Here is a 15691-nt window from a genome sequence, read left to right on the forward strand (position 1 = left end):
CTGGCTCCACATCTCAGGCAGCCTGCTCGCCGGGCTGGCCGACCTCACTGACCGCGACTGCCTTGAAGTGGAAGGCGTCCGCGTCGCCAGTGCCGAACCGGCGGATGCCGCCACTGCCGTCAGAGGTTGCGTCCCGAAGACAGACGCCCGCTTCCTTGTCACTCATCGCAAGCTGTGAGTTGGAGATACTGACAACCTCGATTGAGGCGATGCGTCCGAGGTTGTCAACGGCGATGCCGGTCGTGCGGTTGAGCGCGTCCTGGAAGGCGTCGGCGAGTTCTGGGCCACCCCGGCTACCTGCCCAACCGGCCACAATGACGCCCTCGATTGTCACCGTGCGCTCAGCACCATCAACAGATTCCACGCCGTCACACCGGGCGTTGAGAACCGACATTCGACCGTACGTCTGCTGGGTTGGGGTCTGGAGTAGGAGCCCACTCGCGCCCTGATGCAGGGAGTGACCGGGGTCGGCGTACTGGGTTGCCACTGAGCGAATGAGGTGGGCGCCAAGTCGCCGACAGTCCGCGGGTGACACGTTCGAAATGACCGGGAGCGCCGGGTGCCCCCAGACATTCAGGGAAGCACCCTGGCTGGCTCCGTAACTTCCGCCGCCAGCGCCAGCCTCGATGCGGGCGTCAATGCGACTGGCGGCGTCCCCGATCGCCGTCAGATCAAGATCCTTGTGGATGCCGTCGTTTCGGAAGTAGGTCAGTTGGACCTCCCCGCTCAGTGCCCCGTCGCCGGTCGCGCTCGCTTCGGCGATCTGGGTAAGTACGATCAGTGGCAGTTCGTTGCGGGCCGGGCGCGCTGTCCCGATGTCGGCGAAGGTGCAGTGAATAGGGATGTCCGCGTACGCGTTCGCCAGCGCTTGGGCTGCGATCTCAGCTAGCCGCGTGTCCGTCGAGCGCACCGCCTTTGCCGTCGTATTCGCTGCCGAGTTCGCCGCCCGGATGCGAATCTCGGCTCGGGTGAGGTCGGCCTCCGCTGCCGCGAGGTCGGCCGGCGTCGCGATGTCTGGCTCGTCGAGGACTTCCCAGTCCTTCTTGATGTCCCTGATCTTCTGTTGGGCCGCGAGGTACTCAATGCCGATGCTGTTGAGTCGCACCTTCGCCTGTCGCGCGGTCTCGTTTGACGTCTCGATCACCGCTCGCTGCTTGTCCTCGGCGCTGCGGATGCTGGTTTCGAACCTAGTCACTCTGTGGGTCTCCTCGGTGTTTTCGATGGTGGGGTCAGTTGACCGGAGCGAAGCGAGCGAGCACCCTGGCGTGCGCCTCAAGCTCCCCTCGGGTGTCGCCCTTGAGCGCCTCGGCGAGCTCCTCAGGGAGCCCGAATCGAAGGGCGACGTTCTCGACTAGCAGCGGGTGGTTGGCGACTCGCCCTGCCTCGCGGATGGAGTCCAGCTCAGCCTCAAGCCCCTCCGACGTCCGAGAGCCAGCGAGCAGGGCTTCGGCCTGCTGGATGCGGAGCCGGGTCGCTGCTGCCTCGCGACGCACCTTGCTGAGGGCTCGGATCGCCCCTCTGTGATCGAGTGCCTGCTCTGGTACTTCCTGCTGCTCATCTACCGCCGCGCTCATGTCGGCCATCACCAGCGCTGCGCGCGGGCGCGTCGCGCTGCTGCGAGGGCGTCGAACTCGCCGTCTGGGTCGCCGAGAGGATCGAGTCCCCCGCTGAGCTCCGGGTCGTCTGCCGGCTCTACCGAGGCGAACTTGGCGAGCACCTTGGCGTGTGCCTCGATCTCCTCGGAAGTCTCACCCTTTAGCGCCTCGGCGAGTTCGTTCGGGAGGTTGTGCTCGAGCGCTGCGCTCTGGACGAGCTGTGCGCGGTCGATGTCGTTGGTCATTGGGTTGCGGGCTCCTCTGGTTGACGGATCTGGATGCACCGCACCCGGCCTCCTGTGACGTGTGAGCGCCTGGGAGGCCGGGTGCGGCGGTTGTGCCTATTTAGTTGTTGTGCGGGCGGTTGGCGGGATTACCAACCTCCCTGTGCCTTCCCGAGTGCATCCCAGAGGTCTTCCTCAGAGGAGAGCGTCTTGCCGGGGGCGGCGTTATAGATGAGCGTCTGCGAGACCGATCGAGCGGCTGCTCCGGAACTCGGGGTGTTCGCCGACTTCGGCTTCTTGGGCTTCTTCGGCTTCTTCGGCTTGTCCTTCGGCGACTTGGGCTTCGTCGGCTTGGGCACATCGACGGTGAACGTCACGCCGGTCATGCCGGCGAGTTCCGCGAACGCGGCCTGGATCACTCCGAGCTGCTCCACGATGTTCGACGCCCCGGCTGCCGTGCTGTCGCCGATGGCGGCGAGGAGCGCGTCAGTTGCGGCCTTGATCGGGTCCTTCATCGCCTGGAGCTCTGCGAGCAGAACGTCCACAGCGTCGGTCGCGGTCTTGAGCTCGTCGACAAACACGTAGTCGCCTACCTGCTCGCCGGTCTCGATGCTCAGACCTTCAACCTCGCCCCAGAGGCCGTTGAGGGTGTCGACCCCCGCCTGACCCTCCTTGAGGATCGAGCGAATCCACGCAAGCGCTTCGGGACCGGCCTGCGCGATCTGGTCGATCACGTTGTCGTCGAGCCCCATGTTGATGAGGGCGTCGACCCCGGCGTTGTACTCAGTCAGATCCTTGATCTGGCGCTCGAGGAACTTGGTCATGGAGTTGTACGACGAGCCCGCGTTCAGGATCGAAGCGGTGCCCATGTACGCGTCGGCGAGACCCTGCTTGTACGACTTGATCTGCTCGCGCAGACTGTCGAGGTTGGCGGATGCCTCCTCGAGCTGCGCGTTGACGTCCTCGTACGCCTCGATCGCAGCGTCCAGCGCCACGGCCTGGATCTCCCAGCCCTTCGCCAGACCCTTGCGCGTCTTGAGAAGATCCTTGGCTGCCTGGACTTCCGCCTGGGCACCGTTGACGATCTTCTGCTGTGCCGCCTGCTTCTTCTTGGCGGCAGCGAGGTCACGCTCTGCTGCGTTGAGCTGGATCTGCGCCTGCTTGCGCGCCTCGGCATTGCCCGCCTTGCGGACCTGCTCCCTGCGCGCCTCGACGACTGCCTGAGCCGACTTGACCTTGTTGTCGTACTGGTCGAGCTTCTGCTGCTCCTTGTCGCGCTTCGACTTCGCCTTCTCGAGCCGGTTCTCGGCACCCTCGAGCGACTTACTGATCGCGTCACGCGCCGTGGTGGCGCTCGCCTGCACGCTTTCGAGCCAGTCCTCTGTCGCCTTGATGAGCGCATCGCGTACGGCATCGCCGAGGGCGTTGGCCGTGTACGTGATGAGCTGCGTCGGCTCCTGAATACCCCCGCCCGCGGCGATGCGGCCGGACTTCCCCTTGCCCTCGGTCGTGTAGACCGTGCGCAGGTTGGTCGTGGCCGTCGAGACCTTGCCATCGAGGTTCTCGAGCCGGGTGATGATCGCGTTGATCTTCGCCGTGGCGAGATCGTTGATGTCGACCGTGGCCTTGGCGGTGACCTTGGTGTACTGGACGAGTCGGGTGCGGATGGTCTGGAGGGGCTTGGTCGCCTCGTCCTTGACCCGCACCTTCGAGACGCCCTCAACCTTGTCGAGATCCTCGACCTTGGCCTTGGTGTCGTTGACCTGCTTGTCGCCGGTCCTGGTGTCGATGGTGATGCGCGGACGAGCCGTCGTGCCATCTGCCGCCTCGAGCTGAGCGAGGACGCGCTTGACCTGCTTCCAGGTGAAGTCGGCGCCCGACTCCTCGATGATCGTCTTGACCTTCGCAGGCACGAGGTCGTACTTGTTGGCGAGCTTCGCCATCCCGCGCACGGTGGCGGGGATGCCGACAGCCTCGAACCGCGTGAGAACTGCCTTGGGGATGCGGTCCCCACGGAACATCGCCGAGTAGTCAGTGATCGCCGAGATCTTGCGACGCATCGCGGCCGTCGTGCGATCAAGGTCGCCGGTCTCCTCGGCGAGGGCGTCCGCGGCGGCGTGGTGCTGCTCCCCGAGCTTCTTGTACATCTGGTACTCGTCGCCCTGCGCCTTGGTCATGGTGTCGCCGTACTGGCGGTAGAGCGCCTGAGCCTGTGTTGCGTAGGCGTCACCCTCAGCGTTCGCGGTCGCAATGACCGCGGAGAGCTGCTTGCGGGCGTCCGCCTCGCCGGTTACCGCGTCTACGACCGTCCTCGCGGATAGGCCATAGTCGGCTGCGATCTTGAAGGCGTCGCCCTTGACGAGGTTGTCGTACGCCATCGCCCGAGTCGCCTCGGTGGTCGCACCCGTGATCCGATTCAGGGTGTCGGCGTACGCGTTGCCCTTGGCAGTCGCCACGTCCATCGCGTCACCCGAGTCGTGGGTGTTGCTGGTGAAGCTGAGAAGCGCGCCCGCAGCGCCGCCGATAACGGCACCCCACGGGCCGAACGTTGCGCCCATCGCGGCGCCACCCACAGCGCCGGACAGGATGCCGACAGCCTGGTTGGCGCCGCCGAGTTCCTGGCCCATGATGCCGATAACCCCGCCCACGGCGGCGATACCGCCTCGAGCGCCAGACATGCGGGACGTGAGCCCCTGCGCTGCGGCACCCGCTCGGAAGAAGGCGCCCTGCGCGAACGTGGCCTGGTTGCCGGCGACCGTGACGGCCATACCGAACTGCGCGACCTTGGCGCGGATCATCGTCCCCAGCCACATAGTGCCGCCGACCAGGAGGCCGAGCGAGACGAGGTGACCGAGGGCTCCGGTGACCGGACCCGGAAGCTGCTGGAACAGGTCGATGAGCTCGTTGATGGGCCGCAGGACGGTGGCGACGTTGCCCGCCAGGATGCCGATGGAGCCACTCAGATCGTCGACCACGGGACCGGCTACCTCGACAGCGTTGACGAGGAGATCGCCGAGCGCGTCGATGAGCGGGTCGAGGTCGTCAGTCAGCCGAGAGACTGCTGGTGCAGCCGTGTCGAGTGCTGGAGCGAGCCCGCGTGACACCGAGACGGTCACGTCCCCGACTACGCCGAGGATGTCGGCCAGGGCGTCGGAGACGGCCGGCAGTGACGGAGTGAGGTTGTCGACGGCGGTGTCGAGCTTGCCGAAGGTGTCCTCGATCGAGTTCTGGAGCCCTGGACGGTCTAGCGCGTCGAAGACGGCGCCAAGCGCCTTGCCCGCGGTCTCTCCCGACTGTGGGAGCACGTTTGCGAGCAAGTCAGACACGCGCAGCATGAACGAGCGGAACTCTGGACCAGAACCGCGTGAAACGCCGTCCATCGCCTTGTGAGCGCCCTCGAAGACGCCCGTGAGGTTGCGCTGGAAGTCCGCAGCGTTCACCGCGTCGGAGACGTCCTCAAGCGTGTCGGCCAGGCCGGCGAGTGAGCCACCACCAGCCGCTTCCGCAGCCGAGGCCAGCCCGGACAGAGTGCTGCCCGCGGACCCAGCGGCATTGGCGAGGTCTTCCAGGGCGGCGATGCCCGTATCGACGTACTCCTGGAGTCCGGCTTGGCCCTTGTCGTCGAGCCATCCGTTGAACTGCTCGTTGATGTCTCCCCACCACCCGGCGAGGCGCGGAAGGTTGCCCGCACCTACGGAGCCGAGCTTCTGGAGGATGCCGGCGTACGCGTCGGTGTGGTCGCTGGCAATGTCGACCGACTCGTTGAGGTCGTCGAACATCGACTGGAGTTCGCCGTTGAACTTGCCCTGGGTGGAGCCTGCGAGGTTGGAGAAGAAGCCCCCGAGGGAATCGGCGGTGCGATCGAGACTGTCGGACAGCTCAGGCAGCAGGCCATCCACAAGACCGCGGATCGGCTCCTTCGCCTTCGTCCAGAACCGTTCGGACATCGAGTCCTGCAGATCGCTGAACTTCTCGCCAACCTCTGGGAGTTCCTTGTTGAAGTCCTTGAGCACGGCGACAGTGGCGCCAGCCCCGATGGCGATTCCACCGAGGATCCCGGGCAAGGCCAGACCTGCGCCGGCAGTGGATGCGAGGGAACCCCCGAACGCGAGGGCGTTGCTCGTACCGGCGCCGAGGGCTGCGCCGAGGTTGGTGACGGCAGTCGCCGAGGCCGCGATCTTGGGTGTCTGTCGGTCGAGTTCTCCGACCCACTCCGTGAAGTCTGTCCCGACGTCCTTGAGTGCTCGAGCGCCGGAGAGGGCAGCCAGTGAGGCACCCACCTTCGCAGCGGCAGCTTCATCGAGGTCCGGTGCGACCGAGACTGTACGGCGGTGCGTAAGGGCTGCTAGCTGAGCCTGGACCAGCTTCTTGTCAGCCTCGCGGATGCCGAAACCGACCTCGACGCTTCCGACTCGTCGCTGGGCCTGGTCGACCGCATCGCGGGCATCATGGATGAACTGGTCGACGTTCATCTCGAAGCCGATGGTTACGTCTTGCAGCACCTTCTCGATGGCAGTCAGCTCGCGCTTGGCTTCCGCGCGGAAGCCCGTGGTTGTCGGGCGAACCTTCACGGCGACCTCGCCGATGATCGTGGCGTTAGTCATGTGTCACCCCCTTCTGGGGCATGTAGAAGCCCTCGCGGAATTGCTCCCCCGGCGAGGGCTTGAAGTGGTCGTTGAGCGTCAGGCAAGAGCGCGACGGAAGTAGTCGAGGATTGGCTCATTGCCCATGTACGCGGTGGAGACGACCTTCGGCGTGAAGCCCTGATCGTGCAGGACGATCGCCAGGTTCACCTCGGTCGGCAGGAGGCCGGCCTCGATCCACCGCGGCATGTCGTCGGGTAGTCTGATCCCGTACGTGGCGTACAGAAAGTCGATCGCCTCGGGTGAGTACTCGGTCCAATCAGTGTCGGCCATGTCCGCCTCCATCGGCGTCCGAGACCAGTCCGCACGACCGGACAGTGCCATCGGCGATCGCGCCAGCTCGGGGAGCAACGGAAGCACCACACCGGCACCGACAAGGCACCTGAGTATCACGAGAGGCCGGATACGTTACGAATGGCGTAAGCCAGCCGATCTCACGGCTCCTACGTATTTCTGCAAGACGTACGGGCGCCACGCTCGGATTATCTTTCACCGGCAGATGAGATAGTCCCTTGCCAACATGGATTGACTTTGATTTTGATGGAATGAAGGTTGAAATCTCACTTCTCCTAAAAGTTTCTAACTTGACAATTCTTCTTATCTACCTTGCCGGTGGAGAACTCAAGACAGAGCGGCATGCTCCCCGGTGGCATCGGAGACCGTATTTCTGTACTACTGAACGCCCCACCTGTACTTCTGTACGTTTCTCGCTACGCCGCCAGATCCGCGGTCGCAGGGCGTCGCCAGAGGAGGTCGAAGCGATCTCCGGGCATCAGGTAGAACGTCGTCACAGCGCCTCTGCCGGCGCCGACCGTCTCGACACGCAGCCAGCCAGCTTCAACGAGTGCCAGAACCCCGCGCTGGGTATATGCCACGTGGCGCCCGGCCCTGTCTGTCACGCCCACGGCGTCAGCCAGTGATCGCCACGGCATTGCGACCTTCGAGTCGTCGCCGCATAGCCGCGCGAGCTGCTTGGCAACGTACTGGCCACTCAGTGGGACGTCTCTGACGGCATTGGCGCACCAGTAGCCCGCCTGGCCGGACGGCGGGGAGCATTCGCCCTCGAGCGCGAACCGCCGCTTTCGTAGTAGCGGACGGTGACGCTGCACCCTCGCTTCGAACTGTTCAGCCTGCAACGCGGTGACGCGCCAGATAGGCGTCGATGTCGTCCTGGCGGTAGTAGATCCCGTGACCGAACTTGTACGAGCGGAGCGGCTCGCGGCCGGAGCATCGCCAGTTGGATAGCGTCGTCGGATGCACGCCGAGCTCTTCACTTGTGGCTCGACGAGAGCGGTAGGCGTGTCCACCAAGGTCGAATGAGTCCATGTCCCGATCAACCTCCTTTCAAGAGTGATGTGTGTTCATCGCACGGATGGGCAAAGAGAGGAGCCCCCGTGCCCGCCAAGAGACACAGGGGCTGTCGGACCGGGACTCGCTCGCCCGATGCTGGACATCGGTTGCTACACGAGGCACGCCGGTCGGAAGAGGTCTACACAGTTACTGTCGGTCTCAGAACCGCTTCGCATGCACGTCGCCGAGAAGAACTTTCACCGCTACACAGTTACTGACGGTCTCAGAACCGCTTCGCATGCACGTCGCCGAGAAGAACTTTCACCGCTACACAGTTGCTGACGGTCTCAGAACCGACCCATGTCGGATGGTTTCGGTCACGACTTCGCAACTTCGTGCCGGGCGTCGGTCCACACCTGCCGGGCCGACTCCGGCAACGCCGGAGGCTGGTAAGACAGTTCCACGACCTTGGGAAGCGGCTTGAGGTCGATCTCGAGGTGCTCGGGGTAGCGCGGCATCCCGCGGTAGCCCTTTCCTCGCTGCTTGAGTCGAATTCCGAGGCAGACCCGCTCAACCACGGGACGGAACTTGTCTACGTCGTCGGCCCACAGCCAGAGCGCCTCCACGTCATATAGGTCGACGCTGAAGGCGTTCGCGGCTCGTTGCGCCGAAAGGTCTGCGATCTCGCTCAGTCGATGCTCCGCGGCCTGTACGCCGGCCGTCAACGTCTCGACTCCGACCCTCCCGGACGCAAACAACTCACCGAGCTCGGCGCGGCGACTCTGTAGTGCCTTCTCCTCAATCCGGAGTTCGGCGGCGGCTACATCCGAAGCGGAATCGCCAGTGGCGAGCACGTCAGCCCATGTCTCGACTCGCTCAATGACCACGCGCGTCACAACACTGTCCACCCACTCCGCGGGATGCGAGACGCAATGCCGGCCACTGCATTCGTAGACCCTGTATGCGTTTTCATCCCCCGCGGTGCCGCGCCAACCACCTCTGACCGTCGCTCCGCACTTGTCGCATGTCGCGAAGCCCGTCAGGAGGTTCGTACGACGCCCCTTACCGCCAGCGCCGCCGTTCGAGCGCCTGTCGGGATGGTTGAGCAGACGTACGACCGCCCTATACGTCGTTTCAGGCACGATCGCGTCCCAAGCAGCCTTCCCGACCTCCACGCCGTTGTAGACGCGGATGGCGGCATTCCTGGCGTTCAGAAGGACCGGCCGGAGAGACGCCGCCTTCCACGGGTTGCCCTTGTTCGTCGTGAAGCCGCCCTCGGCCAGCTCTCGCGACACTCGAGCGAGCGTGTAGCCGTTCAGAAGTTCTTCGTACGCCTTCTTGAGTGCCGGCGCCTCGTCGGGATGGAGTGTGCCGTCTATGTTCAGCCCGAAGGGCCTAGTCGGCCACCACGGCTTGCCCGCTTGCGCGCGTTGCTTCGCCGCGAGCTTCTGACGTTCGGCCTTCTGCTCGCCTTCGTACTGCGCCCAAGCGGTGACCGTCTTCGCCACCGCTCGCCCGGCAGGCGTCGACAAATCCAGGTGTCCCGTCTGGACAGCGTGGACGTTCACGCCGAGGTCAATGACGCGCTCGAGCTCACGGCTCAGCCGGACGAGTCGGTCCGTGTGCCAACAGAGGATTGCGTCGGGCTTGGACGACAGCAGCCGCTCAAACTCAGGGCGACGAACTCCCGTCGTCGCTGACAGATCGTTGTCCACGAAAACATCGCGGACCGTCCAGCCCTTCGCCTCTGCGAGTTCGCGACACGCCTGCTCCTGCCGGGCGACGCCGAGTTGAGTTCCGCGCTCATCCTCCGAGAGGCGCACGTAGAGCGATACGTTCAGTGGTGTCGACATCGCGTCACATCCTAGTTGCCTGCGTGTCACTCGTGCAGTGACCTCTACAAGCATGCCTTCCGGCTGACCCCGATGATCAGCTCCGACCTGGTCGCGGACTGCTTCGAGCTCGCGCGCGACATCCGCGAGCTCGACATGCGCGCGGCGCCGTACGACCTGGAGGACCTGGGCTACGCCCCCGTGCGCATCGAGACCGCAGCCGGCAAGGCGGAGTACGCCGAGGCGCAGCGGGTCTTCGCATCTCGTGGCGAACCGCTGCGGACGCGGCTGACCGAGGAGTGCGAGCGGTTGCTGGCGGCCGCCTGAGCGACCTACACCTCCATGGTGGGCTCGGCAATCAGGAACGACAGAACCGCCAGGATGGCCGTCAGCAAGGGCGTCCCGATCGCCAGGACCACGAGCGTCCAGAAGACCGACAGGTTGAGGTTCACGATGCCAGCGTAGAGATATCGCCGCTGACTCGGGTGGTTTCGAGGCTCGGCGCTAGCGCGCGTTACACCTCAACCACCGTGAACGGCGTATCGCCCCTCGCTTCCTCAGCGACCATGACGGCGTTTGAGGCGCGAGCGAAGCGAGCCTCGAGACCACCACCCGCGAGCTGTGACAAACGTCCCAGATGGCGGGTCCCGGGTTGCGGTTCACCTGAGAACGCGAGTTAGGTGAGGCTTACCTAAATCCCATTCTCGGAAGGATCGACGGTGCCAACTCCCCCTGCCCAACATCTGTTCCACCCGGCCCACACCGACCAGTACGTCGCGACGATGCGGCTCGGCGTCGACTTCCTCGCGAGCTCGCTCGGGCGGGTCTCCGGCCCGTCGACGGGGGTCCGCCCCGAGGTCGCGGCCAAGGCCGTGACCGACGTCGACCTCGACCGGCCGTTGGGCGACCAGCGCGCGGCGCTCGAGGAGATGGGCCGGCTCTGGCTGGACGACACGGTCTGGTTCCACGAGCCGTCGTACGCCGCCCACCTCAACTGCCCGGTCGTCGTGCCGGCACTGCTCGCGGAGGTGTTCGTCAGCGCGGTCAATCCCAGCCTCGACACCTATGACCAGAGCGTCGGCGGCACGTACGTCGAGCGGCACCTGGTCGACTGGACGGCGGGCCGGATCGGATACGGGCCGGACGCCGACGGCATTTTCACCAGCGGCGGCACCCAGTCCAACCTCCAGGCGCTGCTGCTCGCTCGCGACCACGCGATCGCCACGGGGTCGCGAGAGGCGCGACCACCGGAGATGTCCGGCCTGCGCATCCTGACCAGCAGGGACGGCCACTTCAGCGTGCAGAAGGCCGCGCGCCTGCTGGGCCTGGGCGACCGCGCGGTCGTCACCGTCGCGACCGACGGCGACCGTCGGATGGAGCTCGGTGCCCTCAGCCGCGCGCTCGCCGAGGTCGCCGACGCGGGACTGACGCCGATGGCCGTCGTGGCGACCGCCGGCACCACCGACTTCGGCGCGATCGACCCGCTTCCCGAGATCGCCGCACTCTGCGAGGGCTACGGCACCTGGCTGCACGTCGACGCGGCGTACGGCGGCGGCCTGCTGGTCTCTCCCACCCGGCGCCACTGGCTGGCCGGCATCGAGCGCGCGGACTCGGTCACCGTCGACTTCCACAAGACCTGGTTCCAGCCGGTCTCGGCGAGCGCCTTGGTCGTACGCGACGGCCGGCGGCTCGGGCACGTCACCTGGCACGCCGACTACCTCAACCCGCGGGAGATCGGGGGCAACCCCAACCAGGTCGACAAGAGCCTCCAGACGACTCGGCGCTTCGACGCGCTCAAGCTCTGGCTGACCCTGCGCGTCATGGGCCCGGACACCATCGGGACGTACGTCGACCGCGTGGTCGAGCTCGCCGCCGAGGTCGCCGAGGCACTCGATCCGGCGATCGAGCTCGCTGCGGCCCCGCAGCTGAGCACGGTCGTGCTGCGCTACCGGCCCGACGGGATGTCCGAGGACGAGGCCGACCGGCTCGTCCCACGGATCCGCACGACGCTCTACGAACGCGGCCGCGCCATGGTCGCCGCCACCAAGGTCGACGGACGGCACTGGCTCAAGCTCACGCTCCTCAACCCGCTCGCCACCTCCGACGACATCCTGGCCATCACCCGCCAGATCGTCGAGATCGGGGAAGATCTGGCCGCGGCGGTGGCGCGATGAGGGACTTCATCGGCATCGGCGTCGGTCCGTTCAACCTCGGCCTCGCCTGCCTCACCGATGCCGTCGACGAGCTCGACGGGGTCTTCCTCGAGGCCCGCGACGAGCTGGCCTGGCATCCCGGGATGATGCTCGACGATGCGACCCTGCAGGTGCCCTTCCTCGCCGACCTGGTGACGATGGCCGACCCCAGCTCGCGCTGGTCGTTCCTCTGCTACCTCAAGGAGACCGGCAACCTCTACCCGTTCTACATCCGGGAGTCCTTCTACCCCCTGCGGCGCGAGTACGACGAGTACTGCCGCTGGGCCGCCGAACAGCTCGAGTCCGTCCGGTTCGGCCAGGCGGTCACGCGCGTTGACCATGACGGCTCGTCATACGTCGTCACGACGTCCACCGGCGAGCAGTACCGGGGACGACGGCTGGTGCTCGGGGTCGGCACCAAGCCGCGCGTGCCGGAAGCCCTCCAGGGCATGGGAATCCACTCGGCCGACTACCTGCTGCACAAGCACGAGCTGCAGCGGCTCGGCTCGATCACGATCGTCGGCAGCGGGCAGAGCGCCGCGGAGATCTACCGAGACCTGCTCCAGGAGAGTCCCGACCACGGCTACCGGCTGACCTGGCTCACCCGGAGCCCGCGCTTCTTCCCGATGGAGTACGCGAAGCTGACGCTGGAGATGACGTCGCCGGAGTACACGTCGTACTTCCACGACCTGCCCTCGACGACGCGCGAGCGACTCGGGCGCGAGCAACGCTCGCTCTACAAGGGCATCAGCGCCGACCTCGTCGACGAGATCTTCGACCTGCACTACCGACTGCGGGTGCAGGGCGATGGGCCGCACACCACCCTCGTCACCAGCACGACGGTGACCGGCGCGACCCGCGACCCTGCCGGTGACGGGGCGTACGAGCTCGCCTGCCACCACGACGAGACGGGTGAGGACTTCACCCTGCGCAGCGAGGGGCTCGTCCTGGCGACGGGGTACGCCGCCGAGGTCCCGTCGTTCCTCGACCCCGTGCGCGACCGGATCCGCTGGGACGACCGTGGCCGCTTCGATGTGGCGCGCGACTACACCGTCGACCACGGCAACCGCGAGATCTTCGTGCAGAACGCCGAGGAGCACACCCACGGCCTGGCCGCTCCCGATCTCGGCATGGGCGCCTACCGCAACTCCGTGATCATCGCGGCCCTGACCGGTCGCGAGGTCTATCCGGTCGAGAAGCAGATCGCCGTCCAGAGCTTCGGGGTGCCGCGATGAGACTGACCCTCGAGCCGCTCGACCTCGAGACCGACATCGCACTGCTGCACGCCTGGGTGACCCATCCCCGCAGCGTCTACTGGGAGATGCAGGACACGAGCATCGCCGACGTGGCCGCAGAGTACCGCCTCATCGACGAGAACCCCCACCATCACGCATGGCTGGGCCGGGTGGACGGTGCGCCGGCTTTCCTCGTCGAGACCTACGACCCGGCCCACTCCGAGCTCTCGGGCCTGCCGGAAGTGCGCCCGGGCGACCTCGGCATGCACGTGCTGGTCGCGCCGACCGACTCGCCGGTGCACGGCTTCACGCGCGCCGTCTTCGCCGCCGTGATCGACCACTGCTTCGCCGACCACGCCGTACGACGGGTCGTCGTCGAGCCCGACACCCGCAACGACCGGATCCGTGCGCTCAACCGGGAGTTCGGCTTCCGCGAGCTCCGCACGATCTCCCTGCCGACCAAGGAGGCAGCCTTGTCCGTCCTCGACTCCCCCAAGATCCAGCAGAGCCATCTCACCCCCGACTACCTCGCCCGGGCTCAGCGACGCCTGGTCACCAAGGCGATCAGCGAGTACGCCCACGAGCGGCTGCTCGAGCCCGCCCCTGACGCCGCCGAGGACGGGCAGGGTCGGTGGGTGCTCAGCACACCGACCGGCGATACGACGTACTCCTTCGCCGCGACCAGGCTCGCCCTGGACCACTGGGCGATCGACCCCGGCACGCTGCTCCGGTCGGTCAAGGACGAGCCCGCCGATCTCGACGTCCAGGACTTCGTCGTGGAGTTCGCCGAGGTGCTCGGCATCCCGGACGCGCTGCTGCCGACGTACCTCGAAGAACTGGCGTCCACGCTCGCGTCGGCCTGCTGGAAGCTCCGCCATTCGACGGCGACCGTCGACGACCTGCTGCGCGCGGACTACCAGCAGACCGAGGCCGCGATGACCGAGGGACATCCCGGGTTCGTCGCCAACAACGGCCGGATCGGGTTCGGCGCCGACGACTACACGGCGTACGCACCCGAGACCGGGAGCGCCGTCCGCCTGCACTGGCTGGCCGCTCGGCGTCAGCACACCCGACTCTCCCTGGGCGCCGGGGTCCGCGAGGCCGACGTGCTCGACAAGGAGCTGCTGCACGCACACGGCCTGGACCCGGAGGAGTACCTGCTGCTGCCGGTGCATCCGTGGCAGTGGCGCAACAAGATCGCGATCACGTTCGCGCCTGATCTCGCGCGGCGCGACCTGGTGCACCTGGGCGAGGGGTCGGACGACTACCGCGCGCAGCAGTCGATCCGCACGTTCTTCAACACCACGGACCCGACGAGGCCGTATGTGAAGACCGCGCTCTCGATCCAGAACATGGGCTTCATGCGCGGGCTCTCGCCCAGTTACATGGCCGCCACCCCGGCGATCAACGACTGGGTCGCCGAGCTCGTCGACGCCGACCCGACTCTGCGCGGCTGCGGTTTCTCGGTGCTGCGCGAGCACGCGTCGATCGGCTACACCGGCGACGCGTTCCACCGACTCGCCGAGCACACCGGCACCAGCTCGCCGTACCAGAAGATGATCGCGGCGCTGTGGCGCGAGAGCCCGGTGCCGCGAGTCGCCGACGGTGAACGGCTGGCCACGATGGCGGCGTTGCTGCACCGCGACGCCGAGGGCCGGTCACTGGCCGCAGCGATGATCGCCGCCTCGCCGCTCGACGCGGTCTCGTGGCTGCGCAGCTATCTCCACGCCTACCTCCGGCCGATCGTGCACTGCCTGCTCGCGTACGACCTGGCGTTCATGCCGCACGGCGAGAACCTCGTGCTCGTGCTGCGCGACCAAGTGCCGGTGAGGGCCTTCATGAAGGACGTCGGCGAGGAGGTGGCGGTCATGGACGACGAGCGCGACCTTCCCGAGGACGTACGCCGGATCCAGGCCGAGGTCGATCCGGACGTGAAGGCACTGGCGCTGCACGCCGACGTCTTCGACGGCGTCCTGCGGCACCTCGCTGCGATCCTGCACGTCGACGGCGTGCTCGACGAGGGCGCCTTCTGGGCCGAGGTCGGGCGCTGCCTGCGTCAGCACGCCGAGGAGCACCCGGAGCTGGCCGACGCAGCGGCGGCGTACGACCTCTTCCGGGCCGAGTTCCGGCGCAGCTGCCTCAACCGGCTGCAGCTGCGCAACACGCTGGAGATGGTCGACATCTCCGACCAGGCGGAGTCGCTCATCTATGCGGGAACGCTGGATAATCCCGTCGCATGACCTCACGCCTGACCGAGACCGTCATCGACAGCTCCGACCCGACTGCCCTCGCCGACTTCTGGTGCCGCGTCCTCGGATACGTCGTGCTGCACGAGGGGGACGACTACGTCGAGATCGGTCCCGCCAAGGTGCCCGACACCGAGCTCCTCGAAGGGATCCGGCGCGGTCCGGTGGCGCCGGCGCTGCTCTTCGTCCCGGTGCCGGAGGCGAAGGCGCGCAAGAACCGGCTGCACCTCGACCTCACGCCGATCGACGGTTCCCAGGCCGACGAGGTCGCGCGGCTCGAGGCGCTCGGCGCCCATCGGGTCGACATCGGCCAGGGGCAGACGAAGTGGGTGGTGCTGGCGGACCCGGAGGGCAACGAGTTCTGTGTGCTGCGCAGCCTCGCGCCGGGCGAGTTCGAGCTCCCGGCCGATGGAGCGGCGGCGGGCTAGGGTGCG

12 protein-coding genes are annotated in these 15691 nt (G+C 66.6%); 5 read left to right on the top strand and 7 right to left on the bottom strand.

Annotation, left to right across the window (positions count from 1 at the left end; genetic code table 11):
- Nucleotides 1-13: 13 nt before the first annotated feature.
- The 7 genes from ABEA33_RS03205 to ABEA33_RS03235 form a co-directional block, all read right to left on the bottom strand.
- The gene (locus tag ABEA33_RS03205; RefSeq protein ID WP_345525122.1) at nt 14-1195 is read right to left on the bottom strand and encodes a hypothetical protein; all 1182 of its coding nucleotides are present in this window, start codon (nt 1193-1195) and stop codon (nt 14-16) included.
- A 34-nt stretch (nt 1196-1229) separates the two neighbouring features.
- A complete protein-coding gene (locus ABEA33_RS03210) occupies nt 1230-1583 on the bottom strand; it encodes a hypothetical protein (RefSeq protein ID WP_345525124.1) in 354 nt (117 codons plus the stop codon).
- The gene (locus tag ABEA33_RS03215) at nt 1583-1840 is read right to left on the bottom strand and encodes a hypothetical protein (protein ID WP_345525125.1); all 258 of its coding nucleotides are present in this window, start codon (nt 1838-1840) and stop codon (nt 1583-1585) included. Before ABEA33_RS03215 ends, ABEA33_RS03210 begins: the two co-directional genes overlap by 1 nt.
- A gap of 128 nt (nt 1841-1968) precedes the next feature.
- Entirely contained in the window at nt 1969-6423 is a 4455-nt protein-coding gene (locus ABEA33_RS03220) for a hypothetical protein (RefSeq protein ID WP_345525126.1), read from the bottom strand.
- Between the two features lie 78 nt (nt 6424-6501).
- Nucleotides 6502-6735 (bottom strand): hypothetical protein, encoded by a 234-nt coding sequence (locus ABEA33_RS03225; RefSeq protein WP_345525127.1) that lies wholly within the window; start codon nt 6733-6735, stop codon nt 6502-6504.
- A gap of 852 nt (nt 6736-7587) precedes the next feature.
- Nucleotides 7588-7788, bottom strand: a complete 201-nt coding sequence (locus ABEA33_RS03230) for a helix-turn-helix domain-containing protein (protein WP_345525128.1) — start codon at nt 7786-7788, stop codon at nt 7588-7590.
- Nucleotides 7789-8129: 341 nt separating this feature from the next.
- A complete protein-coding gene (locus tag ABEA33_RS03235; protein ID WP_345525129.1) occupies nt 8130-9605 on the bottom strand; it encodes a recombinase family protein in 1476 nt (491 codons plus the stop codon).
- 72 nt (nt 9606-9677) lie between these two features.
- Between ABEA33_RS03235 and ABEA33_RS03240 the strand changes: the two genes are divergently transcribed.
- The 5 genes from ABEA33_RS03240 (at nt 9678) to ABEA33_RS03260 (ending at nt 15685) form a co-directional block, all read left to right on the top strand.
- Nucleotides 9678-9911: a hypothetical protein gene (locus ABEA33_RS03240; RefSeq protein ID WP_345525130.1), complete on the top strand. Its 234-nt coding sequence runs from the start codon at nt 9678-9680 to the stop codon at nt 9909-9911.
- Nucleotides 9912-10303: 392 nt separating this feature from the next.
- Nucleotides 10304-11758 (top strand): pyridoxal phosphate-dependent decarboxylase family protein, encoded by a 1455-nt coding sequence (locus ABEA33_RS03245; RefSeq protein WP_345525131.1) that lies wholly within the window; start codon nt 10304-10306, stop codon nt 11756-11758.
- Nucleotides 11755-13011: a lysine N(6)-hydroxylase/L-ornithine N(5)-oxygenase family protein gene (locus ABEA33_RS03250; RefSeq protein ID WP_345525132.1), complete on the top strand. Its 1257-nt coding sequence runs from the start codon at nt 11755-11757 to the stop codon at nt 13009-13011. Before ABEA33_RS03245 ends, ABEA33_RS03250 begins: the two co-directional genes overlap by 4 nt.
- A complete protein-coding gene (locus ABEA33_RS03255; RefSeq protein ID WP_345525133.1) occupies nt 13008-15251 on the top strand; it encodes a GNAT family N-acetyltransferase in 2244 nt (747 codons plus the stop codon). The genes ABEA33_RS03250 and ABEA33_RS03255 overlap by 4 nt, the downstream gene beginning before the upstream one ends.
- Nucleotides 15248-15685, top strand: a complete 438-nt coding sequence (locus ABEA33_RS03260) for a VOC family protein (protein ID WP_345525134.1) — start codon at nt 15248-15250, stop codon at nt 15683-15685. Before ABEA33_RS03255 ends, ABEA33_RS03260 begins: the two co-directional genes overlap by 4 nt.
- The last annotated feature ends 6 nt before the right edge of the window (nt 15686-15691 follow it).

Origin of the sequence: Nocardioides endophyticus (genome assembly GCF_039543845.1) — a bacterium.
Lineage (GTDB): Bacteria > Actinomycetota > Actinomycetes > Propionibacteriales > Nocardioidaceae > Nocardioides > Nocardioides endophyticus.